The organism is Citromicrobium bathyomarinum (assembly GCF_038594605.1).
Classification (GTDB): Bacteria; Pseudomonadota; Alphaproteobacteria; order Sphingomonadales; family Sphingomonadaceae; genus Alteriqipengyuania; species Alteriqipengyuania bathyomarina_B.
On sequence record NZ_JBCFZM010000002.1, the window covers coordinates 88,822 to 114,499 of the forward strand.

At 62.0% G+C, this 25,678-nt stretch carries 36 protein-coding genes; all 36 read right to left on the bottom strand.

Annotated elements, in window-relative coordinates; all coding sequences use genetic code 11:
• Nucleotides 1–16: 16 nt before the first annotated feature.
• On the bottom strand, nucleotides 17–1,453 hold the full coding sequence (locus tag AAG612_RS07300; protein ID WP_342508798.1) for a serine hydrolase domain-containing protein: 1,437 nt from the start codon (nucleotides 1,451–1,453) through the stop codon (nucleotides 17–19).
• 101 nt (nucleotides 1,454–1,554) lie between these two features.
• Nucleotides 1,555–2,109, bottom strand: a complete 555-nt coding sequence (locus tag AAG612_RS07305; RefSeq protein WP_342508800.1) for a fasciclin domain-containing protein — start codon at nucleotides 2,107–2,109, stop codon at nucleotides 1,555–1,557.
• Between the two features lie 248 nt (nucleotides 2,110–2,357).
• Nucleotides 2,358–2,780 (bottom strand): 50S ribosomal protein L17, encoded by a 423-nt coding sequence (rplQ, locus tag AAG612_RS07310; protein ID WP_342508802.1) that lies wholly within the window; start codon nucleotides 2,778–2,780, stop codon nucleotides 2,358–2,360.
• 81 nt (nucleotides 2,781–2,861) lie between these two features.
• Nucleotides 2,862–3,920, bottom strand: coding sequence for a DNA-directed RNA polymerase subunit alpha (locus AAG612_RS07315; protein ID WP_342508803.1), 1,059 nt, complete (start codon nucleotides 3,918–3,920; stop codon nucleotides 2,862–2,864).
• Between the two features lie 109 nt (nucleotides 3,921–4,029).
• A complete protein-coding gene (rpsK, locus tag AAG612_RS07320; RefSeq protein WP_010411181.1) occupies nucleotides 4,030–4,419 on the bottom strand; it encodes a 30S ribosomal protein S11 in 390 nt (129 codons plus the stop codon).
• Between the two features lie 59 nt (nucleotides 4,420–4,478).
• Entirely contained in the window at nucleotides 4,479–4,847 is a 369-nt protein-coding gene (gene rpsM / locus AAG612_RS07325; RefSeq protein WP_029140271.1) for a 30S ribosomal protein S13, read from the bottom strand.
• Between the two features lie 394 nt (nucleotides 4,848–5,241).
• The gene (locus AAG612_RS07330; RefSeq protein ID WP_342508809.1) at nucleotides 5,242–5,958 is read right to left on the bottom strand and encodes an SRPBCC family protein; all 717 of its coding nucleotides are present in this window, start codon (nucleotides 5,956–5,958) and stop codon (nucleotides 5,242–5,244) included.
• Between the two features lie 91 nt (nucleotides 5,959–6,049).
• Complete coding sequence (locus AAG612_RS07335; RefSeq protein ID WP_342508811.1) at nucleotides 6,050–6,694, bottom strand: adenylate kinase; 645 nt, start codon at nucleotides 6,692–6,694, stop codon at nucleotides 6,050–6,052.
• 74 nt (nucleotides 6,695–6,768) lie between these two features.
• Complete coding sequence (gene secY, locus AAG612_RS07340; protein ID WP_342508812.1) at nucleotides 6,769–8,133, bottom strand: preprotein translocase subunit SecY; 1,365 nt, start codon at nucleotides 8,131–8,133, stop codon at nucleotides 6,769–6,771.
• Nucleotides 8,134–8,238: 105 nt separating this feature from the next.
• Entirely contained in the window at nucleotides 8,239–8,781 is a 543-nt protein-coding gene (gene rplO / locus AAG612_RS07345; RefSeq protein WP_342508815.1) for a 50S ribosomal protein L15, read from the bottom strand.
• Nucleotides 8,782–8,876: 95 nt separating this feature from the next.
• Nucleotides 8,877–9,056 (bottom strand): 50S ribosomal protein L30, encoded by a 180-nt coding sequence (gene rpmD, locus AAG612_RS07350; RefSeq protein WP_010234707.1) that lies wholly within the window; start codon nucleotides 9,054–9,056, stop codon nucleotides 8,877–8,879.
• A 6-nt stretch (nucleotides 9,057–9,062) separates the two neighbouring features.
• Entirely contained in the window at nucleotides 9,063–9,926 is an 864-nt protein-coding gene (gene rpsE / locus AAG612_RS07355) for a 30S ribosomal protein S5 (protein WP_342508817.1), read from the bottom strand.
• The gene (rplR, locus tag AAG612_RS07360) at nucleotides 9,926–10,270 is read right to left on the bottom strand and encodes a 50S ribosomal protein L18 (protein WP_342508819.1); all 345 of its coding nucleotides are present in this window, start codon (nucleotides 10,268–10,270) and stop codon (nucleotides 9,926–9,928) included. Before rplR ends, rpsE begins: the two co-directional genes overlap by 1 nt.
• 1 nt (nucleotide 10,271) lies before the next feature.
• Nucleotides 10,272–10,805, bottom strand: a complete 534-nt coding sequence (gene rplF, locus AAG612_RS07365; protein ID WP_342508821.1) for a 50S ribosomal protein L6 — start codon at nucleotides 10,803–10,805, stop codon at nucleotides 10,272–10,274.
• A complete protein-coding gene (rpsH, locus tag AAG612_RS07370) occupies nucleotides 10,805–11,200 on the bottom strand; it encodes a 30S ribosomal protein S8 (protein WP_115493165.1) in 396 nt (131 codons plus the stop codon). Before rpsH ends, rplF begins: the two co-directional genes overlap by 1 nt.
• An 11-nt stretch (nucleotides 11,201–11,211) precedes the next feature.
• Entirely contained in the window at nucleotides 11,212–11,517 is a 306-nt protein-coding gene (gene rpsN, locus AAG612_RS07375) for a 30S ribosomal protein S14 (protein WP_342508826.1), read from the bottom strand.
• Between the two features lie 41 nt (nucleotides 11,518–11,558).
• Nucleotides 11,559–12,143, bottom strand: coding sequence for a 50S ribosomal protein L5 (gene rplE, locus AAG612_RS07380; RefSeq protein WP_342508829.1), 585 nt, complete (start codon nucleotides 12,141–12,143; stop codon nucleotides 11,559–11,561).
• On the bottom strand, nucleotides 12,136–12,456 hold the full coding sequence (rplX, locus tag AAG612_RS07385; protein WP_342508831.1) for a 50S ribosomal protein L24: 321 nt from the start codon (nucleotides 12,454–12,456) through the stop codon (nucleotides 12,136–12,138). Before rplX ends, rplE begins: the two co-directional genes overlap by 8 nt.
• Entirely contained in the window at nucleotides 12,456–12,824 is a 369-nt protein-coding gene (rplN, locus tag AAG612_RS07390; RefSeq protein WP_342508833.1) for a 50S ribosomal protein L14, read from the bottom strand. Before rplN ends, rplX begins: the two co-directional genes overlap by 1 nt.
• 77 nt (nucleotides 12,825–12,901) lie before the next feature.
• Entirely contained in the window at nucleotides 12,902–13,201 is a 300-nt protein-coding gene (gene rpsQ, locus AAG612_RS07395; protein ID WP_342508835.1) for a 30S ribosomal protein S17, read from the bottom strand.
• Nucleotides 13,202–13,211: 10 nt separating this feature from the next.
• Nucleotides 13,212–13,421, bottom strand: coding sequence for a 50S ribosomal protein L29 (gene rpmC, locus AAG612_RS07400; protein ID WP_342508837.1), 210 nt, complete (start codon nucleotides 13,419–13,421; stop codon nucleotides 13,212–13,214).
• Nucleotides 13,422–13,856 (bottom strand): 50S ribosomal protein L16, encoded by a 435-nt coding sequence (gene rplP, locus AAG612_RS07405; protein WP_342508839.1) that lies wholly within the window; start codon nucleotides 13,854–13,856, stop codon nucleotides 13,422–13,424. It abuts the gene before it with no gap.
• 21 nt (nucleotides 13,857–13,877) lie between these two features.
• Nucleotides 13,878–14,573, bottom strand: coding sequence for a 30S ribosomal protein S3 (rpsC, locus tag AAG612_RS07410; protein WP_342508841.1), 696 nt, complete (start codon nucleotides 14,571–14,573; stop codon nucleotides 13,878–13,880).
• Between the two features lies 1 nt (nucleotide 14,574).
• Entirely contained in the window at nucleotides 14,575–14,952 is a 378-nt protein-coding gene (gene rplV, locus AAG612_RS07415) for a 50S ribosomal protein L22 (RefSeq protein ID WP_342508843.1), read from the bottom strand.
• Nucleotides 14,952–15,227 (bottom strand): 30S ribosomal protein S19, encoded by a 276-nt coding sequence (gene rpsS / locus AAG612_RS07420; RefSeq protein WP_342508845.1) that lies wholly within the window; start codon nucleotides 15,225–15,227, stop codon nucleotides 14,952–14,954. The genes rplV and rpsS overlap by 1 nt, the downstream gene beginning before the upstream one ends.
• 7 nt (nucleotides 15,228–15,234) lie before the next feature.
• Entirely contained in the window at nucleotides 15,235–16,071 is an 837-nt protein-coding gene (gene rplB, locus AAG612_RS07425) for a 50S ribosomal protein L2 (protein WP_342508847.1), read from the bottom strand.
• A 17-nt stretch (nucleotides 16,072–16,088) separates the two neighbouring features.
• A complete protein-coding gene (locus AAG612_RS07430) occupies nucleotides 16,089–16,397 on the bottom strand; it encodes a 50S ribosomal protein L23 (protein ID WP_342508850.1) in 309 nt (102 codons plus the stop codon).
• Complete coding sequence (rplD, locus tag AAG612_RS07435) at nucleotides 16,390–17,016, bottom strand: 50S ribosomal protein L4 (protein WP_342508851.1); 627 nt, start codon at nucleotides 17,014–17,016, stop codon at nucleotides 16,390–16,392. Before rplD ends, AAG612_RS07430 begins: the two co-directional genes overlap by 8 nt.
• A 2-nt stretch (nucleotides 17,017–17,018) precedes the next feature.
• Complete coding sequence (rplC, locus tag AAG612_RS07440) at nucleotides 17,019–17,870, bottom strand: 50S ribosomal protein L3 (protein ID WP_342508853.1); 852 nt, start codon at nucleotides 17,868–17,870, stop codon at nucleotides 17,019–17,021.
• 281 nt (nucleotides 17,871–18,151) lie between these two features.
• Complete coding sequence (gene rpsJ / locus AAG612_RS07445) at nucleotides 18,152–18,463, bottom strand: 30S ribosomal protein S10 (RefSeq protein WP_010234663.1); 312 nt, start codon at nucleotides 18,461–18,463, stop codon at nucleotides 18,152–18,154.
• Between the two features lie 151 nt (nucleotides 18,464–18,614).
• Nucleotides 18,615–19,805: an elongation factor Tu gene (gene tuf, locus AAG612_RS07450; RefSeq protein WP_342508856.1), complete on the bottom strand. Its 1,191-nt coding sequence runs from the start codon at nucleotides 19,803–19,805 to the stop codon at nucleotides 18,615–18,617.
• Nucleotides 19,806–19,900: 95 nt separating this feature from the next.
• Complete coding sequence (gene fusA / locus AAG612_RS07455; protein WP_342508858.1) at nucleotides 19,901–21,994, bottom strand: elongation factor G; 2,094 nt, start codon at nucleotides 21,992–21,994, stop codon at nucleotides 19,901–19,903.
• Between the two features lie 73 nt (nucleotides 21,995–22,067).
• Nucleotides 22,068–22,226 (bottom strand): hypothetical protein, encoded by a 159-nt coding sequence (locus tag AAG612_RS07460; RefSeq protein WP_342508860.1) that lies wholly within the window; start codon nucleotides 22,224–22,226, stop codon nucleotides 22,068–22,070.
• Between the two features lie 8 nt (nucleotides 22,227–22,234).
• Nucleotides 22,235–22,705: a 30S ribosomal protein S7 gene (rpsG, locus tag AAG612_RS07465; protein WP_342508862.1), complete on the bottom strand. Its 471-nt coding sequence runs from the start codon at nucleotides 22,703–22,705 to the stop codon at nucleotides 22,235–22,237.
• 183 nt (nucleotides 22,706–22,888) lie between these two features.
• On the bottom strand, nucleotides 22,889–23,260 hold the full coding sequence (rpsL, locus tag AAG612_RS07470) for a 30S ribosomal protein S12 (protein WP_342508865.1): 372 nt from the start codon (nucleotides 23,258–23,260) through the stop codon (nucleotides 22,889–22,891).
• A 578-nt stretch (nucleotides 23,261–23,838) separates the two neighbouring features.
• Nucleotides 23,839–25,629, bottom strand: a complete 1,791-nt coding sequence (locus AAG612_RS07475) for an ATP-dependent nuclease (protein ID WP_342508867.1) — start codon at nucleotides 25,627–25,629, stop codon at nucleotides 23,839–23,841.
• Nucleotides 25,630–25,678: the final 49 nt, after the last annotated feature.

The window sequence follows — 25,678 nt, forward strand, 5'->3', positions numbered from 1 at the left end:
GCGGGCGGCGTGCAACTCACTCGAGCGAGGCGAGTACGTCGCGCGTGAAGGCGACGATATCGAAACGGCTGCCGGTCGGGTCTTCGCCGCGGCGCACGATTACGACGTCGCGACTCGGCACCACCACCACGAATTGGCCGCGATTGCCCATCGCTGCAAAGGTATCGGCGGGGATGCCCTCGTGATTGTTGAACAGCCACCAGCTCGCGCCGTAGCCGAAACCATTATCGGGCTGCGGGCCGCTGGGGGTGGAGACATATTCACGCCAGTTCTCGGGCAGCAGACGTTTGCCATCCTGCGTCACGCCATCGTCGAGATAGAGCTGGCCGAGCTTCGCGAGGTCTTCTGCGGTCGCCCAGACCTGGCTGGAGAGGATGTAGTCGGTGCCCCAGTCCGTCTCCGCGACCGTGCCGGTCATCCCGATATCGGCGAACAGATCGGCGGGGTCGTAGCTGTCGAAGGTGTCCTCTATGGCCTTCACCGCCATCAGCGTGTCGTTGTTGGCATAGCGGAACACGGTGCCCGGCTCGTGGAGCAACGGCCACCCGGTCGCGCTCTCGGCCACCAGCGCGCCGCCCATGTAGAGCGGATCGGTGCGGTTGCCGGGCGTATCGCTATACCGGCCGGAGGCCATGCGCAGGAAGTTGTCGATGGTGATCTCGCGCCGGGCGTCCCACCGCCAGTCGTCGAAGGCGAGCGCATCGGTGACCTTCGCATCGCCCCGCTGCACCGCCGCACCAATCAGCGTGGCGGCGATGCTCTTTGCGACCGACCATGTGCGCTGGGGCGTATCGGGACCGAAGCCGGGGGCGTATTGCCCCTGCCCGATCACTCCATCGCCGCGGTCACCGTGGCGAAGCACCACGGCGGTCGTCCTTGCGCCATCGCCATAGTCCGGGGTGAAGGCACGTTCGATCACCTTGTCGAGCGCGCTCGGCTGTTCCTTCGTCGTGCCATCACCCGTTTCGATCGCCACCATCGGGATAGTGAGCCCGCCACCCATCTGCGCCGTGCCCGGGTTCGCCTGCTTTTCACCCGGTATGGGCGGCACGCGCATCTCGGGCATCGGCGCATCGAGCCCGATGGGCGCGAGCCGGCAGCCCGAATCGTGCGAGCCTTCGGCGAAGCGCGGCGGCATGTCGTCCGCCCAGTCCACCTGCACCAGCGCGACGCGCCCGGCGGCATCGGGCAGGATCGTGTAATCGAGATCGCCGATAATATCGGCAATGCGCGGATAGACCCCGGTCAGCTCCCATTGTTCGACACTCTCAGGCGTCCGCTCCACCCCATTGCGCTGTGCGTTGGCGAGCGCGCTGCACAGGAACAGCGCCTTGTATCCTGCCGCGAGCGCGCGATCGTAGCGTGCGTCGAGCTGGTCCTGAGTGGTCGTCTGGGCGGCGAGCGTGGCAGGCAGGGCGAGAGCCGCTAGCGCGGCGAGGCTGGTCCGGATCATGGCGAGGCACTGTGCCACAGGTGGCCGCAAAGAAAAGGGATTGGCGCCCGAGGGAAGCCGAAGAATTCTCGGCGCAGCCCCGCGCTTTTGTTTTAGCGGGCTTAGCTGCGGGGCGGGATAAAGCCGTCGATCACGTAGACCACGCCGTTCGACGCCGATTTCGAGATACCCGTGAGGCGCGGGGCATCGTCCCCGTCCCCCACGAGGATTTGCCCGTCGACTTCACGCAGAAGGATCGGCTTGTCCGTGACGCTCGTCAGTTCAAGCGAACCGCCATTGATTTCGAGCGCCGTATCGAGGTCCTCACGCGCGATCGCCCCGGTCGCAATGTGCGTGCTCAGGATAGCGATGACGCCCTCACGCCCCTCTTCGCTCCGCAACCGCTCCAGCTCACCCTCGGGCAAGTCCTCGAAAGCCTCGTTGCGGGGGAGAAAGATGGTGTAGGCGCCAGCCCCACCGAAAGGATCTTCCAGCTCGGCATTGCCGATCACCTCGCTGGCAATCGAAAGCGCGTCGATGGTACCGATCACGGCGCCCAGCGTGCTGTCGCCCGCCTTCGCGGTGGTCTGTTCGCCTTCGCCCGCCGCATCAGGATCGCTGCACCCTGCAAGCAGGAGGGTCAGTGCGCCGAGAGCGAACCCGATCGTCCTTTTCATCGTCATCCTCACATCAAGAGGCAGATCGCTGCCCCGCCGGGCAGGCCCGCCGATTGCCTCCATACACATAGCGGTCGCCATAGCGATAGGGCGCTGCGAACTCCCCGACCCGATTGCGGCACGCACCGCGCTATGCCTCGGGAATGATGCCAAGCGATCCGGGCTGCTTCACCTACGAATGGCGCCCACGAAAAAGGGCCGCGCGGCACATGCCGGCGGCCCCCTTGTGTGTTTGCTGCAACGTCCGCTTACGCGTCGTCGAATTCATCCTCGTCGGTCATCACCGGGCCGCTATCCTGGCCCTTGGCATCTTCGTCGCGGTCGACGAATTCGATGATCGCGAGCTGCGCGCTGTCGCTGGCACGATAGCCGGCCTTGATGATGCGCAGGTAGCCACCTTCACGATCCGCATAGCGCTCGGCCAGAACGTCGAACAGCTTCTTGAGCTGCGTTTCGTCCTGCAGGCGGCCCATCGCGAGGCGACGGTTGGAAAGCCCGCCACGCTTGGCCAGCGTGATCAGCTTTTCGGTATAGGGGCGCAGTTCCTTCGCCTTGGGCAGCGTGGTGAGGATCTGCTCGTGCTTGATCAGCGCGGCCGACATGTTGCGGAACAGGGCCGTACGGTGGCCCGACTTGCGGTTCAGCTTACGCTGCGAAATTCCGTGACGCATTCTCTTTTCCTTCGTTTGTAAGGGGCCCGTACGAGGTAGCCCGGTACTGGCGGCGCTTCGGGTGCGCCGCCGGAACCCATGTTAGCCGAGCAGCTCTTGTTCGAGCTTCTTGGCCATTTCCTCGATGTTCTCCGGCGGCCAGCCAGGGATGTCCATCCCGAGGCGCAGGCCCATGCTGGAGAGCACTTCCTTGATCTCGTTGAGCGACTTGCGGCCGAAATTCGGCGTGCGCAGCATCTCGGCTTCGGTCTTCTGGACCAGATCGCCGATATAGATGATGTTGTCGTTCTTGAGGCAGTTGGCCGAACGCACCGAGAGTTCCAGTTCGTCGACCTTCTTGAGGAGGTAGCGGTTGAGCTGGTTGGCGTCCGATTCCTGCGGCTCTGCGGCCATCCCGATCATCGGGCTGGAGGGCTGCGGAATGCCATCTTCGAAGTGGACGAACAAAGTCAGCTGGTCCTGCAGGATGCGCGCGGCATAGGCCACGGCGTCTTCAGGGGTAACGGTGCCGTCGGTTTCGATGGTCAGGTTGAGCTTATCGTAGTCCAGTTCCTGGCCCACGCGAGCATTCTCGACCTTGTAGCTCACCTGCTTGATAGGCGAATAGAGCGAGTCGACCGGGATCAGACCGATCGGCGCGTCGGCCGGGCGGTTCTGCACGGCGGCGACGTAGCCTTTGCCAGTATCCGCGGTCAGTTCCATGTTGAGGTTCGCGCCCTCGTCCAGCTGGCAGATCACGAGATCCTTGTTGAGGATTTCGATGTCGCCCGAAACGGCGATGTCGCCCGCCTTCACGGCACCCGGACCGGTTGCGGAAAGCTGCAGGCGCTTGGGGCCTTCGCCTTCCATCTTGAGCGCGATCTGCTTCACGTTCAGGACGATGTCGGTCACGTCTTCACGCACGCCGGCGAGGCTGGAGAATTCGTGCAGCACGTTCTCGATCTTGATCGAGGTGATCGCGGCACCCTGGAGCGACGAAAGCAGAACCCGGCGCAGCGCGTTGCCGAGCGTCAGGCCAAAGCCACGCTCGAGCGGCTCGGCCACGAAGGTCGCCTTGCGCTTTTTGTCGGAGCCTGTGTCTTTCAGTTCGAGCGAGGTGGGCTTTTTCAGTTCCTGCCAGTTCTTGGTGTTGACGGCCATGGATGTCCCCTAGGAATTCAAGATCGGCTGGGGCCGGACACTTTCGGATGAAAGCGCGTCCGGCCCAAAAATGGTCGGCGGAGGGAAAGGCTCCCACCGCCGGGCAGGATCAGACGCGGCGCCGCTTGGACGGGCGAACCCCGTTGTGCGGGATCGGCGTCACATCGCGGATGCTGGTGATGGTGAAGCCCACCGCCTGCAGCGCGCGCAGTGCGCTTTCACGACCCGAACCCGGGCCCTTCACTTCGACTTCGAGCGTGCGGACGCCGTGTTCGGCGGCCTTCTTGCCCGCATCGTCGGCAGCGACCTGCGCGGCATAGGGCGTCGACTTGCGGCTGCCCTTGAAGCCCATCATCCCTGCGCTCGACCAGCTGATCGCGTTGCCCTGCGCATCGGTGATGGTGATCATGGTGTTGTTGAAGCTGGCGTTCACATGCGCGACGCCGCTGGAGATGTTTTTCCGCTCGCGGCGCCTAACGCGGCCTGGTTCGCGTGCCATTGGTAATTCCCCTTAAGGAAAGAAGTCAGAAGAGAGACGAAGGAAGCGCTGTTACGCGCTTACTTCTTCTTGCCGGCGATCGGCTTTGCCTTGCCCTTGCGGGTGCGCGCATTGGTGTGCGTGCGCTGGCCGCGAACGGGCAGGCCGGCACGATGGCGCAGGCCGCGGTAGGAACGAAGGTCCATCAGACGCTTGATGTTCATCGCGGTCTGACGGCGCAGATCGCCTTCCACCGTATGCTCTTCGTCGATCGTTTCACGGATCCGCAGCACTTCCTCGTCGGTGAGGTCCTGCACGCGGGTCTTGTGATCAATGCCGAGCTTGTCGGCGATCTCGACGGCCTTGGTTCGACCGATTCCGTGAATATAGGTAAGCGCGATGATCACGCGCTTGTTGGTGGGGATATTGACCCCGGCAATACGAGCCACTTACTTCTCCATGCTCCACAGAGAGCTTACCGCACCCGATCGGGCAAGGTGCCTCTATCTCATCGCTAGTCTCATCGAACCGCCGCGGCCCCGCCATCCTTGACGGACAAAAACCGGCAGGCACAAAACCGGGCCGGTGATGCAGGGATGCATTGGTTCGGACGAACGGCGCACATAAGCGCAAGGAGACGCAGCGTCAACAGCTGCGCAAGAATAATCGCGCGACCAACGAATGGTCCGCGTCGATTGCTTCGATATTCGGGAAATTACCGTGCGCAGCGCCCGCTGTCAAAACCTGCGTCGGCGTTTTCCCTCAGCGGAACAACTGGAACACGCTGTCAGAAGCGGCGCCGCGCCCCGCATGCTGTCGCCTGAAACGATTCGGCCCGCAGGCCTAGCGCCCCTCTCCGGGCTCGAAGGGGGTTTCGCCATCCTCGTCCGCGTCTTCGTCTGCGGCGCTGTCGCCTTCCTCGGCATCGGGCCCGAAGGCTGCGTCGAAGTCGCTCGCGCCGGCCTCCTCGTCCTCTTCGGCCATCGCACCGCCGAGTGCTTCGGCAAGCCCCATCGCCTGTTGGCCGATGACACCATCGACCGCTTGCGAAATCGCCGGGATTTCGAATCGCATGGTCCCGCCGACGACATACTCCCAGACGAATCGGGTCCCGGTAATGTCGCCTTCGTCGCCCTCGATCGGCTGCATGGTGATGGTGAGCACGCCGTCGACCGGCTCGCTCTGCAAAGGCCCCAGCGCGCCGCGCATGCGCAGCACCTTGCGCGGCACGGCCTGCACCACGACCATATGCTGCGCACTCCCTTCGAGGCCGAAGCTGTCGTCATCGTCCTCGGCGGGCATTGTCTCACAGAAGCAGCCGCCCGCCTGCGGGGTGAGGGAAAGGTTCGATGCATCGGCGGACCACGTGTGGCTGTCGTTCCACCAGTCGGCAGGCGCGATCAGCGCGAGCCAGGCATCCTTTGGGGGGGCCGCGACTTCGACCGCGTGGCGGCTGACGAAATGCGTGTCCGAGCTTTCGACGACCTCGCCCTGTGCCGGCGCGGCCAGCAGGGCAGGTGCGACAAGCATCAGGGCGGCGGGGCGGGTGAAACGGATCATCGGTGCGGCTCCCAGGCGTGCGTCGGCACTCATGCCGCAAGCTATTCCACGAGCGGGGACGAAAGGGAACCGCCCGCGAGCGGTCCCGGCGCTATTGCAGGAGCGAATCGATGCTCGAGGAAACCTCTTCGATCGAGCCCATGCCATCGACCCGGGCAACCAGCCCACGCTCTTCGTAATAGGGCAGGATCGGCGCCGTTTCGGAGCGGTAGACGCTCATCCGGTGACGCACGGTTTCCTCGTTATCGTCGGGACGCCGCTTGAACTCGGTGCTGCCGCACTTGTCGCACACGCCTTCGACTTCGGGTTGCTTGTGGCGATCATGGTATCCCTCGCCGCACTTGGCGCAGGTATAACGCCCGGTGATCCGATCGACGAGCGCTTCCTCATCGACCTGCAGCTCAATCACGCGGCCCAGCTTTCGCTCGTGTTTGGCAAGCAGCGCATCGAGCTGTTCGGCTTGCTGGCGGGTCCGCGGATAACCATCGAAGATCGCGCCGGTATCTTCCGCCATCGCCGACAGCTCATCGTCGATCAACGACGAAACAATATCGTCCGAAACGAGCCCGCCCGCATCCATGATCGCCTTGGCCTGCATGCCGACGTCAGTCTGCGCCTTCACCGCAGCGCGCAGCATGTCGCCGGTCGAAAGCTGACGCATGCCGTATTGTTCGACCAGACGATGAGCCTGCGTGCCCTTGCCCGCGCCGGGAGGTCCGAGAAGAATGATGTTCATCGCCTATCCCTGTAGCCGCGATGCCCCTGTGGCAAGGGCACACCCTGGCACCCTTCCACATTATCGACGCGGGGCTATCGCATCCGGCCCTTGAGTTTGGCCTTCTTGATGAGGTCGCCATACTGGTGCGCCAGCAGGTGCGACTGGATCTGACTGATCGTATCGACCGTCACGTTGACCACGATCAGCAGGCTGGTGCCGCCGAGGAACAGCGGGATGCCGGTCTGCGCGATCATGTATTCGGGAACCACACAAACCACGGTGAGGTAGGCCGCACCGACCACGGTGATCCGGGTGAGCACGTAGTCCAGATATTCCGACGTGCGCTTGCCGGGACGGATGCCGGGAATGAAGCCGCCATTGCGCTTCAGGTTTTCCGCCGTCTCCTCCGGGTTGAAGACAACCGCCGTGTAGAAGAAGCAGAAGAACACGATCAGGACCGCATAAAGCAGCATGTAGATCGGCTGTCCGTGCTGGAGGTAGAAGTTCAGCGTGTTGATCGTCTGCCCCGCGGTGCTGTCCGGATCGACCGAATTGCCCGCGAACTGGCTGATCGTCAGCGGCAGCAGCAGCAGCGAACTGGCGAAGATCGGCGGGATCACACCCGAGGTGTTGATCTTGAGCGGCAGGTGGCTGCGATCCGCCTGCATCATGCCGCGCTGCGTGGCGCGCTTGGGATACTGGATCAACAGGCGCCGCTGCGCACGCTCCATGAAGCTGATGAACAGGATCAGGGCGACGATCATGACGATGAAGCCGATGATGATCCCGGCACTGATCGCACCCGTCCGACCGCCTTCGAACATGTTGCTCGCGAAGCTCGGGAACTGGGCGACGATGCCCGCCATGATGATCAGCGAAACGCCGTTGCCGATCCCGCGCGCGGTGATCTGCTCACCGATCCACAGCAGCAGCATGGTGCCGCCGACGAGGCTGATGACCGCGCCGATGCGGAACATGATGCCGGGGTCGACGACCGCCTGCAGGCCGCTCTGCGCGCCGTAGCTTTCGAGCCCGGTGGCGAGGAAGTAGCCCTGGATGACGCACAGGAACACGGTGCCGTAGCGCGTGTACTGGTTGAGCTTCTGGCGCCCGGTGGCACCTTCCTTCTTCAGCGCCATCAGCGTCGGGTGCAGCGCCGAGGCCATCTGCACCACGATCGACGCGGTAATGTAGGGCATCACGCCGAGCGCGATGAGACTCATGCGCTCCAGACTGCCGCCCGAAAATGTATTGAACAGATCCAGCACGCCGCCGCGCGTCTGGTCGTAGAGGTCGCCCAAAATCTGCGGGTTCACGCCAGGCAACGGAACGAAGCTGAGGAACCGGAAGACGATGAGCGCCACAACCGTAAACCAGATGCGCTGGCGCAGCTCGGTTGCCTTGGAGAAGTTGGCCAAGCTGAGGTTGGACGCGAAATTATCGGCGCGTGATGCCATGGGAAATCATCGATCCTGCATATGTCAGCGGCCACTGCCGCTCCCGTCGCGCAGTAGATAGGGTGCGGACAGGCCCTTGTCGAACCCCCGCACCCCAAATGTCTGTTAACCGGCTTTCTTGCCCGCCTTGGCGGCCTTGTTGGCTTCCGTACGAGCCGACTTCTTTTCGCTCTCGGGCTGAGCCGCAGCGATCACTTCGACCGAACCGCCGGCCTTCTCGACCGCTTCGATCGCGCCCTTGCTGGCACCGGCGACGACGAACTTCGCCTTCGCGGTAAGTTCACCCTTGCCGAGCAGGCGCACGCCATCCTTGCCGCCACGCGCCAGGCCTGCGGCCTTGAGCGCTGCGTGGTCGATGTCCTTCTTGGCATCGATCTTCTTGGCGTCGATGAACTTCTGGACCATGCCCAGGTTCACTTCGGCATAATCCTTGCCGAACGGATTGTTGAAGCCGCGCTTCGGGATCCGCATGTGGAGCGGCATCTGGCCGCCTTCGAAGCCCTTGATCGCAACGCCTTCGCGGCTCTTCTGGCCCTTCTGGCCGCGAGCGGCGGTCTTGCCCTTGCCCGAGCCGATGCCCCGGCCCACGCGCATGCGCGACTTGCGGGCACCTTCGTTGTCTTTGATGTCGTTGAGTTTAAAAGCCATGTTGCACTCGCTTTCGCTTTTCTTCGCGCTGATAAAAATGGAAACGGCCCGCTACTATGAGCGGGCCGCCGCCGTCAATGTATGTTGGTGAAGGCTTAGCCTTCCACCACCTCGACCATGTGCGGCAGCTTTGCAATCGCGCCGCGCACTTCGGGGGTGTCTTCCAGTTCGACCACCCGGTGCATCTTGCCCAGGCCTAGGCCAATCAGGATCTTCTTCTGCGATTCGGGGCGCCGGATGGGCGAGCCGATCTGCTTGAGCTTGATCTTAGCCATCGGTGATTACTCCACTACAGCCGCGGCATCTGCCTCGGCTTCCGCTTCGCTCATGCCCGGATTGCCGCGCGACAGCAGGTCGGCGACCTTCTTGCCGCGACGCTGAGCGACCGACTTGGGCGAGCTTTGATCCTGCAGCGCGTCGAACGTTGCACGGATCATGTTGTAGGGGTTCGACGTGCCGACCGACTTGGTCACAACGTCGGCCACGCCGAGGCTTTCGAACACGGCACGCATCGGACCACCGGCGATGATGCCGGTACCCGCAGGTGCCGAACGCACGGTCACCTTGCCCGCACCGAAACGACCCTTGCCGTCGTGATGCAGCGTGCGGCCTTCCTTCAGCGCGACGCGGATCATGTGCTTGCGCGCAGCGGCCGAAGCCTTGCTGATCGCCTCGGGCACTTCGCGCGCCTTGCCGTGGCCGAAGCCAACCCGGCCCTGGCCGTCGCCGACCACCACGAGTGCGGCGAAGCCGAAACGCTTACCACCCTTCACAGTCTTCGAGACGCGGTTGATGTGCACCAGCTTCTCGATGATGCCATCGTCTTCTTCCTGACGACCACGGTTGCCATCGCGACCGCCACGGCCGCGCCCACGGCCACCACCATCGCGGTTGCCGCCGCCGCCACCGCGACCGCCACGGCCCTGCCGCTCGCGCGGTTGGCCTTCGGCGCCCTGTGCGGGGCTCTGGTTGTCGGCTGCTTCGGAAGGCGTGTCGGCAATGGCCGGCGCTTCCTTCTTCACACCATGATCGGTTTCCGCTTCGGCGACGCCACTGGCGGCCTTCGCCTTCGCGACCTCGGGCGTTTCCGGAACGCCCGGAGCCTGCTCCGGGGTTGCTTCGGTGTTGTTTTCGTCAGCCATCATCAGAACTCCAGCCCGTTTTCGCGGGCGGCATCGGCCAGCGCCTTGACGCGGCCATGGAACAGGAACCCGCCGCGATCGAACACGACCGTGGTCACGCCCGCCTTCTTGGCGGCATCCGCGATATTCGAACCGACCGTCTTGGCGGCGTCGATATTCGCGGTCGAGCCTTTCACGCCCAGCGTCGATGCACTGGCGAGCGTCTTGCCCGCCGCATCGTCGATGATCTGCGCGTAGATGTGCTTGCCCGTGCGGTGGACCGACAGGCGCGGCTTGCCGCCGGCATGCTTGCGAAGCGCGGTGCGCACGCGCTGGCGGCGGCGTTCAAAGAGAGAAAGCTTTGCCATCTTACTTCTTCTTCCCTTCCTTGCGGAAGATATACTCGCCCTGGTACTTGATACCCTTGCCCTTGTAGGGTTCGGGCTTGCGCCAGCGGCGGATTTCGGCGGCGAACTGGCCAACGGACTGCTTGTCGATACCGCTGATGATGACCGTGGTCTGGTCGGGCGTCTGCACGTCCAGGCCCTCGGGCACATCGAGATCGACGTCGTGCGAATAGCCGAGCTGAAGCTTGAGCTTCTTGCCCTGCGCCTGCGCACGATAGCCGACGCCCGAGATCTGCAGCGTCTTGGAAAAGCCCGCCGTCACGCCCTCGACCAGGTTCGAAACCATCGTCCGCTGCATGCCCCAGTGGCTGCGCGCGGGCTTGGTGTCGTTGACCGGGTCGACCGCGATCGAGCCGTCTTCCAGCTTGTACGAAACGAGGTCCGACAAACCCATGGTGAGCGTGCCCTTGGGGCCCTTCACCGACAGGACGCCGTCGTCGATCTTGGCTTCGACCCCGCTCGGGATCTCGACCGGACGTTTACCGATGCGGCTCATCAGAACACCTCCGCCAGCACTTCGCCGCCGACGTTCTGGCTGCGCGCCTCGGCATCCGAGAGCACGCCGCGCGGCGTCGAGACGATGGTGATGCCAAGGCCGTTGCGCACCGTCGGCAGCTCGCGGCTGGCCGAATAGATACGCCGTCCCGGCTTGGACACGCGGGCGACATGCTTGATCGCAGGTTCGCCTTCGAAATATTTCAGTTCGATCCGCAGCGCCTTGTGCTTGCCGCTGTCGTCTTCGCTGTAGCCACGAATGTAGCCTTCGCGCTGAAGCACTTCGAGCACGTTCGCGCGCAGCTTGGACGCCGGCGACAGGACGGAGTCCTTCTTCGCCTGCTGGCCGTTGCGGATGCGGGTGAGCATGTCACCCAGGGGATCGGTCATTGCCATCTATCGATTCCTCACCAGCTCGACTTGGTCAGGCCAGGGATCAGACCCTTGTTGCCCAGGTTCCGCAGTTCGATACGGTTGATGCCGAACTTGCGGTAATAGCCACGGGGGCGACCGGTGGTGGAGCAGCGGTTGCGGACCCGGGTCGGGTTCGCGTTGCGCGGAATTTCGGCCATCTTGAGCCGGGCCATCAGGCGCTCGGTCTCGTCGGCGTCCTTATCGTCCGCGATAGCCTTAAGCTTCGCGTACTTGTCCGCGTACTTCTTGACGAGAGCCTTGCGCTTCTCGTTCTTGTTGATGGAACTCAGTTTCGCCATTGGACTTAAGCTCTCTTACTTCTTTGCGTTGCGGGGGCAGCTCACGCTGCCTCCTTCTCTTCGTCGGCCTTCGTTTCGGCCGGGAACGGGAAACCGAACAGGCGCAGCAATTCGCGTGCTTCCTCGTCGGTCTTCGCGGTGGTGGTCACGATGATATCCATGCCCCGGACCTTTTCGATCTGGTCGTAGGAAATCTCGGTGAAGATGATCTGCTCCTTCAGACCCATGGCGTAGTTGCCACGGCCGTCGAAGCTCTTCGGGTTCAGACCACGGAAGTCGCGAATGCGGGGCATTGCGATCGTCACCAGACGGTCGAGGAATTCGTACATCCGGTCGCGGCGCAAGGTCACCTTGCAACCGATCGGCATGCCTTCACGCAGCTTGAACTGCGCGATCGACTTCTTCGCCTTGGTGATGACGGGCTTCTGGCCCGCGATCAGCGCCATTTCCTCGGCTGCGGTCTGGACCTTCTTCTTGTCCTGGCTCGCTTCGCCCACGCCCATGTTAAGCGTGATCTTTTCGAGCCGCGGGACTTCGAGACGGTTCTTGTAGCCGAACTTCTCGGTCATAGCCTTGACGATCTGGTCGTCGTAGCGGGCCTTCATGCGGGGGGTATAATCAGCCATCGATGGTCTCTCCGGACTTGACCGCAACGCGCACTTTCTTGCCGTCGCGCTCTTCGATACGCACGCGGGTGGGCGCGCCGTCCTTGGGATCGGCGACCGCCACCTTGGCGATGTGCATCGGCGCTTCGTAGCGATCGATGCCGCCCTGCGGGTTCGCCTGGCTCGGCTTGCGGTGACGGGCGATCATGTTGACGCCTTCTACCACGACCTTGCCTTCCTTCGGCATGACCTTGGCGACCGTACCGGTCTTGCCCTTGTCCTTGCCCGAAAGCACGACGACGTTGTCGCCCTTCTTGATCTTCGCCATGCCCATTACAGCACCTCCGGTGCGAGCGAGATGATCTTCATGAAGCCACGGCCACGCAGTTCGCGGACCACCGGCCCGAAAATACGGGTGCCGATCGGCTCTTCGTTCTTGTTGACGAGCACCGCTGCGTTCGAATCGAAGCGGATCACGCTGCCGTCGGGACGGCGCACGTCCTTGCGGGTGCGCACGATCACCGCGCGGTGAACGTCGCCCTTCTTCACTTTCGCACGCGGCTGGGCTTCCTTGACGGAAACCACGATCACGTCCCCGACACTCGCGAAACGACGCTTCGACCCGCCCAGCACCTTGATGCACTGGACGCGCTTTGCGCCGCTGTTATCCGCGACGTCGAGATTGGACTGCATCTGGATCATCGATCCGGTTCCTTCTCTTGGCTTGTCGGGACGGCTCCCTTCCAGGGCGCCCGACAGTTCCTTCGTCTAGTTCGTTGTCAGCTGTTGCTGGCGTCGGCCGCTTCTACGTCCAGATCGGCTTCCACCGCCTGCACGCCGCCCGACACGACCCGGTCCTTCACGGCCCAGGTCTTGGTCTTCGAGATCGGCTTGGTTTCCTCGATCCGCACGATGTCGCCGAGTTCGTACTCGTTCTTCTCGTCGTGGGCGTGGTACTTCTTCGAACGACGGATGATCTTCCCGTAAAGCGGGTGCTTCACCTTGCGTTCGACCAGCACGGTCACGGTCTTGTCGGTCTTCGTGGAAGAGACCGTACCGATGAGAATACGCTTGGGCATGGTCTACTCCTTACGCCTTTGCCGCCGCGGCGCGCGTGCGCTCGCTCTGCAAAGTCTTGATGCGCGCGATCGTGCGGCGGACTTCCTGAACGCGAGCGGGACGCTCGAGCTGGTTGGTCGCTGCCTGAAAGCGCAGGTTGAACGCTTCGCGCTTGAGCTCGGTAAGCTCCGCGCTCAGCTGGTCGTCGCTCTTCTGGCGAAGGTCTTCGGTGTTGCTCACTTATTCGCCTTTCAGATGCGACTGGTCGCCGAGACGTGCGACAACCTTGGTCTTGATTGGCAGTTTCATGGCGGCACGTTCGAACGCTTCGGCGGCCAGCGGGCCGGACACGCCGTCCAGTTCGAACAGGATACGGCCCGGCTTCACGCGCGCGGCCCAATATTCGACCGAGCCCTTGCCCTTACCCTGCCGGACTTCGGCAGGCTTCTTCGACACGGGCACGTCGGGGAACACGCGGATCCAGAGGCGCCCCTGGCGCTTCATGTGACGCGTAATCGCACGGCGAGCAGCCTCGATCTGACGGGCAGTAATACGCTCGGGCTCGAGAGCCTTCAGGCCGTAGGACCCGAAGTTGAGCTCGGTTCCGCCCTTGGCAGCGCCCTTGATCCGGCCCTTGAAGGCCTTGCGGTACTTGGTGCGTTTGGGTTGCAGCATGGTTCTTTCCTAATCCTGCAATCAGCGCGCCGGACGCACGCCGGAAGTCTGCGCTTCCATCATGAGGCGGTCCTGCGCGGTCGGATCGTGCGCCAGAATCTCGCCTTTGAAGATCCAGCACTTGATACCGATGATGCCATAGGCGGTCAGCGCCTCGGCTTCGGCATAGTCGACATTGGCGCGCAGCGTGTGAAGCGGAACGCGACCTTCGCGATACCATTCCACGCGGGCGATCTCGGCACCGCCGAGGCGGCCACCGCAGGTGATCCGGATGCCTTCGGCACCCAGACGCAGCGCGGACTGCACGGCGCGCTTCATCGCACGGCGGAAAGCCACACGACGCACGAGCTGATCGGCAATGCCCTGCGCGACGAGCTTCGCATCGATTTCCGGCTTGCGGATTTCAACGATGTTGAGCTTCACTTCGCTCGCGGTCATCTTCGCCAGCTTGGCGCGCAGCTTTTCGATGTCCGCACCCTTCTTGCCGATGATGACACCGGGCCGTGCGGCATAGATCGAAATGCGGCACAGCTTGGCCGGACGTTCGATCACCACCTTCGAGATCGCAGCCTGCGGCAGCGAGTTCACGATGTGCTTGCGGATCTCGATGTCTTCCTTGAGCAGCTGCGCATAGTCACGCCCTTCGGCGTACCAGCGGCTGTCCCAGGTGCGGTTGATCTGCAGGCGCAGACCGATCGGATTGCTCTTCTGACCCATCTTACGCTTCCTCTTGCTCGCGCACGACGATGCGCAGGCGGCTGAAGGGCTTCAGGATGCGGGTCGACTTGCCGCGACCGCGCGTATGGAAGCGCTTCATCGTGATCGATTTGCCCACGCTGGCTTCGGCGACCACCAGGGCGTCGACGTCCAGATCGTGGTTGTTTTCGGCGTTGGCGATCGCGGAGGCGAGCACCTTGCTCGCGTCCTTGGCCATCGCCTTCTTCGAAAAGGCGAGAATGTTCAACGCCTCTTCGGCCTTCTTGCCACGGATCAGTTCCGCAACGAGGTTCAGCTTCTGGGCGGAGCCACGGATCGTGGTACCGACAGCCAGCGCCTCGTTATCGGCGACGCGGCGGGGAGCTTTCTGCTTGCTCATCAGCGCTTGCCTTTCTTGTCGGCGGCGTGACCCGGGAAGGTGCGCGTGGGCGCGAATTCACCGAGCTTGTGACCGACCATCTCTTCCGAGACGGACACGGGAATGAACTTGTGGCCGTTGTAGACGCTGAACGTCAGCCCAACGAACTGCGGCAGGATGGTGGAGCGGCGCGACCAGGTCTTGATCGGAGCCTTAGCGTTCTTGTCCTGCGCGTCCTCTGCCTTCTTGAGAAGGCTGAGTTCCACAAACGGACCTTTCCAAACGGAACGTGCCATGATGCGATTACCTCTTCTTCTTCGCGTGGCGCGAACGGATGATCATCTTGTCCGTCTGCTTGTTCTTGCGGGTACGGGCGCCCTTGGTCGGCTTGCCCCACGGGGTCACCGGATGGCGGCCACCGCTGGTCTTGCCTTCACCACCGCCATGGGGGTGATCGACCGGGTTCTTGGCGACACCGCGGGTCAGCGGGCGACGGCCCTTCCAGCGCGTGCGACCGGCCTTGCCGAAGTTCTGGTTCTGGTTGTCGGGGTTCGAAACCGCGCCAACCGTGCCCATGCAATCGGCCCGCAGGTAACGCTGCTCGCCCGAGTTCAGACGAACGATGACCATGCCGCGGTCGCGACCGACCAGCTGCACATAGGCACCTGCCGAACGTGCGATCTGGCCACCCTTGCCCGGCTTCATCTCCACATTGTGGATGATGGTGCCGACCGGCATGCTACCCAGCGGCATCGCGTTGCCCGGCTTGGTGTCGACCTTCTCGCCCGCGATCACCTTGTCGCCAACGGCGAGGCGCTGCGGTGCGATGATGTAGGCCAGCTCTTCGTCGGCATACTTGATCAGTGCGATGAAGGCGGTGCGGTTGGGATCATATTCGATCCGCTCAACGGTGCCTTCAACGTCCCACTTGCGACGCTTGAAGTCGATGTAGCGATACTTCTGCTTGTGCCCGCCCGCGATACCGCGGCTGGTCACGTGGCCCTTGTTGTTGCGACCACCGGTCTTGCGCTTACCTTCGGTAAGCGCCTTGACCGGCTTGCCCTTGTAGAGGCCGGACTTGTCGACCAGGATCAGGCCGCGACGGGCCGGGCTGGTCGGTTTATAGTTCTTGAGTGCCATGGTCCTGTCCTAGCTCCTCAGATGCCGCTCGTGACGTCGATGGAATCGCCGTCCTTGAGGGTCACGATCGCCTTCTTGGTGTCGTTGCGACGGTAGGGCTTGCCCCGCCAGCGCTTGACCTTGCCCTTGCTGACGATGGTGTTCACGCCTGCGACCTTCACGTCGAACAGCGCTTCTACCGCGTCGCGGATCTGCGGCTTGGTGGCATCGTTCGACACCTTGAACACGACCGCATTGTTTTCGCTCGCAAGCGTCGACTTCTCGGTGATGTGCGGTGCGAGGATCACGTCGTAGTGCCGCGCGTCGATTGCGTCTTTCTTAGCCATTGAAACGCGCCTCCAGCTTTTCGACCGCGTCCTTGGTGAGGACCAGCGTGTCGTGCTTCAGGATGTCGTAAACGTTGGCGCCCATCGCCGGCATCACATTGATGCCATGCAGGTTGGCCGAAGCGCGGGCGAAACCTTCGTTCACGCTCTCGCCGTCGATTACCAGCACCTTGCCGTTCCAGCCCGCCTTGTCGAAGTGGGCCTTGAGAGCCTTCGTCTTGGCGTCCTTCAGTTCCAGCGAGTCGACGACGACGAGGCCGTCCTTCGCCTTGCTGCTGAGCGCCATCTTGAGGCCGAGGGCACGGATCTTCTTGTTGAGCGACATGTTGAAGTCACGCTTGCGCGCACCATGCGCCTTACCGCCGCCGATGAAGATCGGTGCGCCGCGGTCGCCGTGGCGAGCGCCGCCCGAACCCTTCTGCGGGCCGAACTTCTTGCCGGTACGGGCCACGTCCGAACGCTCACGCGTCGGGCGTGCGGTCGCACGGCGGTTCCACAGCTGCCAGGTGACAACGCGGTGAAGGATGTCGGCACGCGGCTCGACCCCGAACACGGCATCGTTCAGCTCGATATCGCCCGACGCTTTACCGCCGTCGATTTTCTGTATCGCGATCTTCACGATCAGGACTCCTTGCCCGAATTGTCTTCAGAGGTGCCGCCGTCGGTCTCGGCGCCAGCATCCTGCTGCTGCATCAGCTTTTCCTGCTGCTCGGGCGTAACCTCGGTGTGAACCTCGTGCTCCGCCGCGCTTTCGACCAGGCCCGCATCCACATCTTCCGACTTCGTTTCGTCGGCGTTGCGACGCATCGCACCGGGGAACGGAGCATCCGAAGGCATCGGCAGCTTGACCGCGTCGGCAACCAGCATCCAGCTGTTCTTCGCGCCGGGCACCGAGCCCTTCACGAAGAGCAGGCCGCGATCCGTATCCGTGCGGACGATTTCGAGGTTCTGCTGCGTGCGCAGACGGTCGCCCATGTGGCCGGCCATCTTCTTGTTTTTGAAGACGCGGCCCGGATCCTGGCGGTTACCGGTCGAACCATGCGAACGGTGCGACAGCGAAACGCCGTGCGTCGCGCGCAGACCGCCGAAGTTCCAACGCTTCATGGCACCCGCAAAGCCCTTGCCCTGCGTATAGCCCTGCACGTCGACCTTCTGGCCCGCAATGAAGTGATCGGCGGTGATCGTCGCGCCGACGGGAAGGAGGCCTTCCTCGCTCTCGACGCGGAATTCCGCCACCTTCATCTTCAGGCCCACTTCCGCCTTCGCGAAAGCTTCGCGCTGCGGCTTGTTGACATTCTTTTGCTTTGCCTCGCCCGAGCCGACCTGAACGGACCAGTAGCCGTCGCGGTCGTGGGTGCGGTTGGCGGTGACCTGACAACCTTCCAGAGCAAGCACGGTCACGGGCACGTGCCGGCCATCCTCCTGGAACAGGCGGGTCATTCCGACCTTTTTGGCGATTACGCCAGTGCGCATCATAAAACTCCTAAACAGAGGCACCCCGGCCCATCCGGGGTGCGTGACAGGCCGGTTTCAACCGACCCCAGCCCAAGTTTTGATGCATCGCCCCGTCCGGGCTGATTGCGCGCCTAGGGAAAGGAGCGCGAGACGGGGGACGCAGCCCGGCCAAAGTCGAACGACCTGTCCGGCGGTATCCCGATGTCTTGCCGGGCCTTGCGGCCTGGCGGGGCTATCGAGCGCCCCGAAACTTCCCTGCCCGCTTAACGTCCGGCAGGAGGACGGAGAACCCGGCTCGGTTAGGCGAGCTTGATCTCAACGTTTACACCCGCGGCGAGGTCCAGCTTCATCAGCGCGTCGACCGTCTGGGCGTTGGGCTGCACGATGTCGAGCAGCCGCTTGTAGGTACGCACCTCGAACTGCTCGCGCGACTTCTTGTCGATGTGCGGGCCGCGGTTCACGGTGAACTTCTCGATGCGCGTCGGCAGGGGAATAGGTCCACGGATGAGCGCGCCGGTGCGGCGTGCAGTATCCGCGATCTCGCCCGTTGCCTGGTCGAGCACGCGGTGATCGAAGGCCTTGAGGCGAATACGGATATTCTGTGCGTCCATGTCCTAGTCTACCGATGCGAAAGAGCCAAGGGAGGTCCACCTCCCAAAAAATAAAGAACCGCCCCACCAAACCGAATGCTTCGGTGAGGGGCGGCCCTCGTGAAATCTGACCGGCGGAGGAGCGAATCCCCCGCCGGTGCAGGCGCCTATATTAGACGGTGATCTTGCTGACAACCCCCGAACCGACGGTGCGGCCACCTTCGCGGATTGCGAAGCGCAGGCCTTCATCCATCGCGATCGGCGCGATCAGCTTGACCGAGATGGTCACGTTGTCGCCCGGCATCACCATTTCCGTGCCTTCGGGAAGAATCACTTCGCCGGTCACGTCGGTGGTGCGGAAGTAGAACTGCGGGCGGTAGTTGGCGAAGAACGGCGTGTGACGGCCACCTTCGTCCTTCGACAGCACGTAGACCTCGGCGCTGAACTCGGTGTGCGGCGTAACCGAACCGGGCTTCGCGAGGACCTGACCGCGTTCCACGTCTTCACGTGCAACACCGCGGATCAGGGCACCGATGTTGTCGCCGGCCTGGCCCGAATCGAGCAGCTTGCGGAACATTTCGACGCCGGTCACGGTCGTCTTGGTGGTGTCCTTGATGCCGACGATTTCGACTTCGTCGCCAACATTCACGATGCCGGTTTCGACACGGCCGGTCACAACCGTACCACGACCCGAGATCGAGAACACGTCTTCGATCGGCATCAGGAACGCCTGGTCGACCGGACGGTCGGGCTGCGGGATGTGCTCGTCAACGGCCTTCATCAGCTCGATGATCGAATCCTTGCCGATGTTGTCGTCGCGGCCTTCGAGAGCGGCCAGAGCCGAACCCTTGATGATCGGAATGTTGTCGCCATCGAAGTCGTACGCGCTAAGCAGCTCGCGAACTTCCAGCTCGACGAGCTCGAGGATTTCCTCGTCGTCGACCTGGTCGACCTTGTTCAGGTACACGACCAGCGCGGGCACGCCGACCTGACGCGAGAGCAGGATGTGCTCACGGGTCTGCGGCATGGGGCCGTCGGCAGCGTTCACCACCAGGATGGCGCCGTCCATCTGCGCCGCACCGGTGATCATGTTCTTCACATAGTCGGCGTGGCCGGGGCAGTCGACGTGCGCGTAGTGGCGGTTCTCGGTTTCGTACTCGACGTGCGCGGTCGAGATCGTGATCCCGCGCTCACGCTCTTCGGGAGCCTTGTCGATGTTGGCGAAATCGACGGCGGCGCCGCCGTAGACTTCCGCCATGACCTTGGTGATCGCAGCCGTCAGCGTGGTCTTGCCATGGTCAACGTGACCGATGGTGCCGATGTTGCAGTGCGGCTTGTTGCGCTCGAATTTTTCCTTCGCCATGTCTCTCAATACCTCTGTCTTAAATGGTAATTTGTGCGGGGAAGAAGGCGGCGCCCGCTCAAAATCAGGCGCCGCCCCTAAACCGATCGCTCGCCTTAGGCAAGCTTCTCCTTGACCTCGGCTGCGACGTTCGCGGGCACTTCATCGTAGTGCGAGAACTGCATCGAGTATTGTGCGCGGCCCTGGGTGAACGAGCGCAGCTCGTTCACGTAGCCGAACATGTTGGCCAGCGGCACGAATGCCTCCACCGCCTGCGCGTTACCGCGGGTGTCGGTGCCCTGGATCTGGCCACGACGGCTGTTCAAGTCGCCGATCACGTCGCCAAGATAATCTTCCGGGGTGATGACTTCCACCTTCATCACCGGCTCCAGCAGCTTGATGCCTGCCTTCTGCGCGGCTTCACGCATCGCACCGCGACCGGTGATTTCGAATGCCACCGTGCTCGAGTCGACGTCATGGTACTTGCCGTCGATCAGCTCGATCGTGAAATCGATGATCGGGAAGCCGACCAGGTGACCGCTCTCCGCCTGCTCGCGCATGCCCTTCTCGACCGAAGGAATGTACTCGCGGGGGATGTTGCCGCCCTTGATCTGGTCATCGAAGATGATGCCCTGGCCACGTTCGCCGGGGACCACGCGGACCTTGGCTTCACCAAACTGGCCCGAACCACCCGACTGTTTCTTGTGGGTGTAGGTCACTTCGACTTCGCGGCCGAGCGATTCGCGGTAAGCCACCTGCGGCGCACCGACATTGGCTTCGACCTTGAATTCGCGCTTCATGCGATCGACGAGGATGTCGAGGTGAAGCTCGCCCATGCCCTTGATGATCGTCTGGCCCGATTCGTGATCGGTGCTGACGCGGAACGAAGGGTCCTCGGCAGCCAGGCGGTTGAGCGCGACGCCCATCTTTTCCTGGTCGGCCTTGGTCTTGGGTTCCACGCTCAGCTCGATCACCGGCTCGGGGAATTCCATCCGTTCGAGAATGATCGGGTTCGACGGATCGCACAGCGTATCGCCGGTCGTGGTGTCCTTCATGCCCGCGATGGCAACGATGTCGCCAGCGAACGCCTCTTCAATGTCTTCCCGGTTGTTGGAATGCATCAGCAGCATGCGGCCGATCTTTTCCTTCTTGTCCTTCACCGAGTTGAGCACCTGGCCCTTGGCCAGCTTACCCGAATAAATGCGGGTGAAGGTCAGCGAGCCGACAAAGGGGTCGTTCATGATCTTGAACGCCAGCGCCGAGAACGGCGCATCGTCGGACGACGGGCGCGATTGTTCTTCATCGCTGTCGGGCAGCACGCCCTTGATCGCCGGAACGTCGAGCGGCGAAGGCATGTAGTCGACCACCGCGTCGAGCAGGGGCTGCACGCCCTTGTTCTTGAACGCGGAGCCGCACAGCACGGGCACGAATGCGCGCGCCATGGTGCCCTTGCGGATCAGGGCCTTGAGCGTTGCCGCGTCGGGCTCTTCGCCTTCGAGATACTTCTCCATCACGTCGTCGTCCTGTTCGACGGCGGTCTCGATCAGCTTCTCGCGATATTCGGCGGCCTTGTCCTTCAGGTCGTCGGGAATGTCGACATAGTTGAATTCCGCGCCGAGGCCTTCGGATTCCCACACGATGCCGCGATTGTTGACGAGATCGACCACGCCCTGGAGATCGCTCTCTGCGCCGATCGGCAGATAGAGAACCAGCGGCGTCGCGCCGAGGCGTTCAACGATGCTGTCAACGCAGTAATAGAAATCGGCGCCGGTGCGGTCGAGCTTGTTGACGAAGCACATGCGCGGGACGCCGTACTTGTCGGCCTGGCGCCACACGGTTTCGGACTGCGGTTCGACGCCGGCGACGCCGTCAAAGACCGCCACCGCGCCATCGAGCACGCGCAGCGAACGTTCGACTTCGATGGTGAAGTCGACGTGCCCGGGGGTGTCGATGATGTTGATGCGGTGCTTTTCGCCCTTGCCGTCGTTGTTCGCCCAGAAGGTGGTCGTCGCGGCGGACGTGATCGTGATCCCGCGCTCCTGCTCCTGCTCCATCCAGTCCATCGTCGCGGCACCATCGTGCACTTCGCCGATCTTGTAGGACTTGCCGGTGTAATACAGAATACGCTCGGTCGTGGTGGTCTTGCCGGCATCGATGTGCGCCATGATGCCGATATTGCGGTAGCGCTCCAGCGGATAGTCGCGGGCCATTGTCAATTCCTCGAAAGGTCAGAGTGAGGGGGAGCCGGGTAAGCCGCCCCCATATGGGGTTTTGTGTGACCGGTTAAAGACGGCCATCGACGAGCAGGGCCGCCAGCGCCACCAGCGCCGCCACGATCCCGGCCGAGACGCCGATCCTCGCCGCCCGCACCTGCTCCGAAGAGTCGGGCGAGCGCAGACCGGCGACGAAGCCGAAGCGCAGCTGGCGCAGGCGGTCGCTCACGCGCGATCCTACCAGCGGTAGTGCGAGAAAGCGCGGTTCGCGTCCGCCATGCGGTGCGTATCTTCGCGCTTCTTCACCGCGTTGCCGCGATTGTTCGCCGCATCCATCAGCTCGCCCGAGAGGCGCGCCGACATCGTGGTTTCGGGGCGCCCGCGCGAGGCGGAGATCAGCCAGCGGATCGCCAGCGCCTGCGCACGTTCGGGACGCACTTCGACCGGCACCTGGTAGGTCGCACCACCGACACGGCGGCTGCGGACTTCGACCTGCGGTTTGATATTGTCGAGCGCGGCGTGGAACAGCTCCACCGGGTTCGCCTTGGCCTTCGCTTCGACCGTGTCGAGCGCGGTGTAGACGATCTTCTCGGCGACAGCCTTCTTACCGTCGTACATCATGTTGTTCATGAACTTCGACAGCACCAGATCCTTGAACTTGGGATCGGGCAGGATTTCGCGCTTCTCTGGGCGACGACGACGACTCATGTCGTTATTCCTTCTGTTGGGCCCTCCCCATGCCGTCACCTCGAACTCGTTTCGGGGTCCAGTTTTCGGCGTGGGGCGGACCTTTCAAATCACATTGCACACGTCACAGCGGAGGAAGGCTGGATCCTGAAACTGCGGTCGCCCGAGGGCGACCTTTTCAGGATGACCTACCCCCCGGACAGGTCACTTCGGCCGCTTGGCACCGTACTTGGAACGGCTCTTGCGGCGATCCTTGACACCCTGCGTGTCGAGCACGCCGCGCAGCACGTGGTAGCGCACACCGGGAAGGTCGCGCACACGGCCGCCGCGGATCAGCACGACCGAGTGCTCCTGCAGGTTGTGGCCTTCGCCCGGGATGTAGCTGATGACTTCGCGCTGGTTGGTCAGGCGAACCTTGGCCACCTTGCGCAGAGCCGAGTTCGGCTTCTTCGGGGTCGTCGTGTAGACGCGGGTGCAAACGCCGCGCTTCTGCGGGTTCTGCTCCATCGCAGGGACCTTCGACTTGGCCTTCTGCGGCGTGCGGCCCTTGCGGACCAGCTGGTTGATGGTGGGCATTAAATTCTCTCTTCGTTCGTTATCTGTGGCGACGGATTGTCGCCACAGGGTCACCTCATCCGGGCGCAAAAGTGGTGCCCACTTTTGCATGATGAGGTTCCGGCGCTCTCAGACGAACAATACGCCTGCGGGAGCCACCTCATCCGTTCGTGCTGAGCCTGTCGAAGTGCGAATGGATCGCGCCACGCCGGCCCGGCTGGATGGCTTCGCGCTTGCGATCGAATGGAGTGTATCGGGGCCGTGCCAAGCGCCCCATAAGGGAGGCCGTTCGTCCTGAGCCTGTCGAAGGGCAACGGCCTCTCGACTGGCAGGCGAAACATCGCACGAGCCTGAAACGCTCCACCCGAACGCGCCCGCAAGGGACCACCCGGATTACTTTGACGGCTGCCCGCTTCCTTCTTGCGCGAGTCCCAGCGAAAGCGGGGACCTCCACGCGGCCCGGAAAAACAAATGAGGCCATCGCGACTCGCGACAGCCCCGGGACAAAACCGGCAATGTTCAGCTCTATAAGCCTTGGCGGGGCTGGGCCTCGCCTCGGTTGGTGGTGCGCTTAGTTGGATTTGGGGTGGGGGTCAAGACTAGTCCGGCGGGGCTGTCACTGCAAATTTCTCAACTTGGTCGATGAGCATCCGCATATCATCAGGAACCTCATGGACGTGCATGACATCAACAATTCCCGATGCGGAAACACTGACCTTATAAGTCGGTTGAAGCTGGGAATTAAGCCACGCCAATGCCTCTTTTCCAGGTATCAACTTTAAGCGCTCCTTAGGATCGCCCCATCGCGCGTCAAATTCTTCCAGCGCCTCCTGTATCAGCGTCGCCTCATGAGCCGACCGACGCTTACGCTCGTATGCCTTGTATCGCTCAGTAAACTGACTCAAAACATAAGACTTCTTCTGAGTACAAAACTGATCAAGCAATTTTTCCGCCGAATCTGAGTAATTGGTGACCACCCCACCCCTACTACGTCGCTCCTCAATCCTTTTTTCGATCAACCTATCAATCGCGGTCGGGACAAGAACGAAGTTCTCAATTTCCTTACACGGATGAATCCTGCAAAACTCTGAGATTTCGGAAAGGTTTTTCCACACCTCCTCGCATTCAGCATCTCCTCTATAATCCCGATCTAGTACGACACCACACAGGACAGTCCGACCCAACGGATGCTCCATGCCTTCCTTCAGGCTTCGAACTTTTTCAGGATTGAATCCTTCTGTTGCCACGACGGCAAAATCGGATCGCACAGCAATGCGCCTCTTGGACAGCTTCCGCGCAAACTGCCCAAGAAGCTTAAAGTCCAAGCCTTCCACGAACAAGACGCGCCTAGTCTTAGCCAGCTGCGTCAATATTGGATTCGCAGACGAGCCTAGCAGAGCAAACACCCCACCAAGCTCAAGGGGCGAACGAAGCCTCTTAGCCCGTGGTCTCTCCTTCGACACCAAAACGATATCGTCGGTTTCACACTCAGAAATAATCTCGGTTGAATGTGTCGCCAAAAGAATATCCGGCCCAAGCCCCTTCAATATTTCAACAAGCTGCCGCTGGAGATCAGAATGAAGGTATACATCGGGCTCATCTATCAGGAATATCGAAGATCCATGCGATTGAACTATATGCGTAAGCATCTGACACCAGACCTGAAAGCCGAAGCCTGACCAGAATATTTCTCGATCTTTTCGATTTTCAGGACAATACATGTACAGGTGAGGCTCGCCATCTCTTGGCGCAATCTCCGGCTTTTGAATGCTCATCCCGGGCCATGTGGCCTCGACAAAGCCGCGGAAATCGTCAAACTTTTCAGGAAAATGGTACCAAATATTCCTGAAGTTTCGGGATGCCTGATAATTTAGCAACGCGCGACGAGCGGTTTCCTTCTTAAATAGCTTTTCGTGGTGATCCACCGGACTAAGGATTGGCGCGAAGCCAACTTTGCATCTGAAATTTTTCGCAAATGTTGCTGGAGAGGCGCAGGGTCGCCCCTGCGCATTCGGAATGAGGTAGCAAGATTCTCGTTCGGGAAAATATAACGTCAGCGTATTCCCGTTGTGCAGATAGAAGACAATCTGTGCCGGCTCTTCGTCGTGATAATCAAAAAAGATGTTTTCCTCTGCGACAAATGCGTTCCGCAGGTCGAATGAATGGCCAAGTGCCCTTCCGTTTGGAGCAGGAACCATTTCGGCCTTCTTGCTATTAGCCTTACGCATGGCCTCTGCAAGTATGCGAAAAGCCCCGACAACGGTAGATTTTCCAGCATTGTTCGGGCCGACAATTACGTTAAATGGCTTCAAGTCTATGCGAAATCGCTCAAACGCTTTAAACCGCGTGAATTCTATTCGAGTAAACCGATCAACGTTGTCCTGTGCCATGGAGGTTAACTACTCGTTGGCGGCGTTGTGAAAAAGCCAAAAGGTTGGT

What these genes read in the sequence shown, in the direction of transcription:
- AAG612_RS07300 (WP_342508798.1), bottom strand. Translation starts at nt 1,453, where the DNA reads ATGATCCGGACCAGCCTCGCCGCGCTAGCGGCTCTCGCCCTGCCTGCC.
- AAG612_RS07305 (WP_342508800.1), bottom strand. Translation starts at nt 2,109, where the DNA reads ATGAAAAGGACGATCGGGTTCGCTCTCGGCGCACTGACCCTCCTGCTT.
- rplQ (WP_342508802.1), bottom strand. Translation starts at nt 2,780, where the DNA reads ATGCGTCACGGAATTTCGCAGCGTAAGCTGAACCGCAAGTCGGGCCAC.
- AAG612_RS07315 (WP_342508803.1), bottom strand. Translation starts at nt 3,920, where the DNA reads ATGGCCGTCAACACCAAGAACTGGCAGGAACTGAAAAAGCCCACCTCG.
- rpsK (WP_010411181.1), bottom strand. Translation starts at nt 4,419, where the DNA reads ATGGCACGCGAACCAGGCCGCGTTAGGCGCCGCGAGCGGAAAAACATC.
- AAG612_RS07330 (WP_342508809.1), bottom strand. Translation starts at nt 5,958, where the DNA reads ATGATCCGTTTCACCCGCCCCGCCGCCCTGATGCTTGTCGCACCTGCC.
- AAG612_RS07335 (WP_342508811.1), bottom strand. Translation starts at nt 6,694, where the DNA reads ATGAACATCATTCTTCTCGGACCTCCCGGCGCGGGCAAGGGCACGCAG.
- secY (WP_342508812.1), bottom strand. Translation starts at nt 8,133, where the DNA reads ATGGCATCACGCGCCGATAATTTCGCGTCCAACCTCAGCTTGGCCAAC.
- rplO (WP_342508815.1), bottom strand. Translation starts at nt 8,781, where the DNA reads ATGGCTTTTAAACTCAACGACATCAAAGACAACGAAGGTGCCCGCAAG.
- rpmD (WP_010234707.1), bottom strand. Translation starts at nt 9,056, where the DNA reads ATGGCTAAGATCAAGCTCAAGCAGATCGGCTCGCCCATCCGGCGCCCC.
- rpsE (WP_342508817.1), bottom strand. Translation starts at nt 9,926, where the DNA reads ATGATGGCTGACGAAAACAACACCGAAGCAACCCCGGAGCAGGCTCCG.
- rplR (WP_342508819.1), bottom strand. Translation starts at nt 10,270, where the DNA reads ATGGCAAAGCTTTCTCTCTTTGAACGCCGCCGCCAGCGCGTGCGCACC.
- rplF (WP_342508821.1), bottom strand. Translation starts at nt 10,805, where the DNA reads ATGAGCCGCATCGGTAAACGTCCGGTCGAGATCCCGAGCGGGGTCGAA.
- rpsH (WP_115493165.1), bottom strand. Translation starts at nt 11,200, where the DNA reads ATGGCAATGACCGATCCCCTGGGTGACATGCTCACCCGCATCCGCAAC.
- rpsN (WP_342508826.1), bottom strand. Translation starts at nt 11,517, where the DNA reads ATGGCGAAACTGAGTTCCATCAACAAGAACGAGAAGCGCAAGGCTCTC.
- rplE (WP_342508829.1), bottom strand. Translation starts at nt 12,143, where the DNA reads ATGGCTGATTATACCCCCCGCATGAAGGCCCGCTACGACGACCAGATC.
- rplX (WP_342508831.1), bottom strand. Translation starts at nt 12,456, where the DNA reads ATGGGCATGGCGAAGATCAAGAAGGGCGACAACGTCGTCGTGCTTTCG.
- rplN (WP_342508833.1), bottom strand. Translation starts at nt 12,824, where the DNA reads ATGATCCAGATGCAGTCCAATCTCGACGTCGCGGATAACAGCGGCGCA.
- rpsQ (WP_342508835.1), bottom strand. Translation starts at nt 13,201, where the DNA reads ATGCCCAAGCGTATTCTCATCGGTACGGTCTCTTCCACGAAGACCGAC.
- rplP (WP_342508839.1), bottom strand. Translation starts at nt 13,856, where the DNA reads ATGCTGCAACCCAAACGCACCAAGTACCGCAAGGCCTTCAAGGGCCGG.
- rpsC (WP_342508841.1), bottom strand. Translation starts at nt 14,573, where the DNA reads ATGGGTCAGAAGAGCAATCCGATCGGTCTGCGCCTGCAGATCAACCGC.
- rplV (WP_342508843.1), bottom strand. Translation starts at nt 14,952, where the DNA reads ATGAGCAAGCAGAAAGCTCCCCGCCGCGTCGCCGATAACGAGGCGCTG.
- rpsS (WP_342508845.1), bottom strand. Translation starts at nt 15,227, where the DNA reads ATGGCACGTTCCGTTTGGAAAGGTCCGTTTGTGGAACTCAGCCTTCTC.
- rplB (WP_342508847.1), bottom strand. Translation starts at nt 16,071, where the DNA reads ATGGCACTCAAGAACTATAAACCGACCAGCCCGGCCCGTCGCGGCCTG.
- AAG612_RS07430 (WP_342508850.1), bottom strand. Translation starts at nt 16,397, where the DNA reads ATGGCTAAGAAAGACGCAATCGACGCGCGGCACTACGACGTGATCCTC.
- rplC (WP_342508853.1), bottom strand. Translation starts at nt 17,870, where the DNA reads ATGCGCACTGGCGTAATCGCCAAAAAGGTCGGAATGACCCGCCTGTTC.
- rpsJ (WP_010234663.1), bottom strand. Translation starts at nt 18,463, where the DNA reads ATGGACGCACAGAATATCCGTATTCGCCTCAAGGCCTTCGATCACCGC.
- tuf (WP_342508856.1), bottom strand. Translation starts at nt 19,805, where the DNA reads ATGGCGAAGGAAAAATTCGAGCGCAACAAGCCGCACTGCAACATCGGC.
- fusA (WP_342508858.1), bottom strand. Translation starts at nt 21,994, where the DNA reads ATGGCCCGCGACTATCCGCTGGAGCGCTACCGCAATATCGGCATCATG.
- rpsG (WP_342508862.1), bottom strand. Translation starts at nt 22,705, where the DNA reads ATGAGTCGTCGTCGTCGCCCAGAGAAGCGCGAAATCCTGCCCGATCCC.
- rpsL (WP_342508865.1), bottom strand. Translation starts at nt 23,260, where the DNA reads ATGCCCACCATCAACCAGCTGGTCCGCAAGGGCCGCACGCCGCAGAAG.
- AAG612_RS07475 (WP_342508867.1), bottom strand. Translation starts at nt 25,629, where the DNA reads ATGGCACAGGACAACGTTGATCGGTTTACTCGAATAGAATTCACGCGG.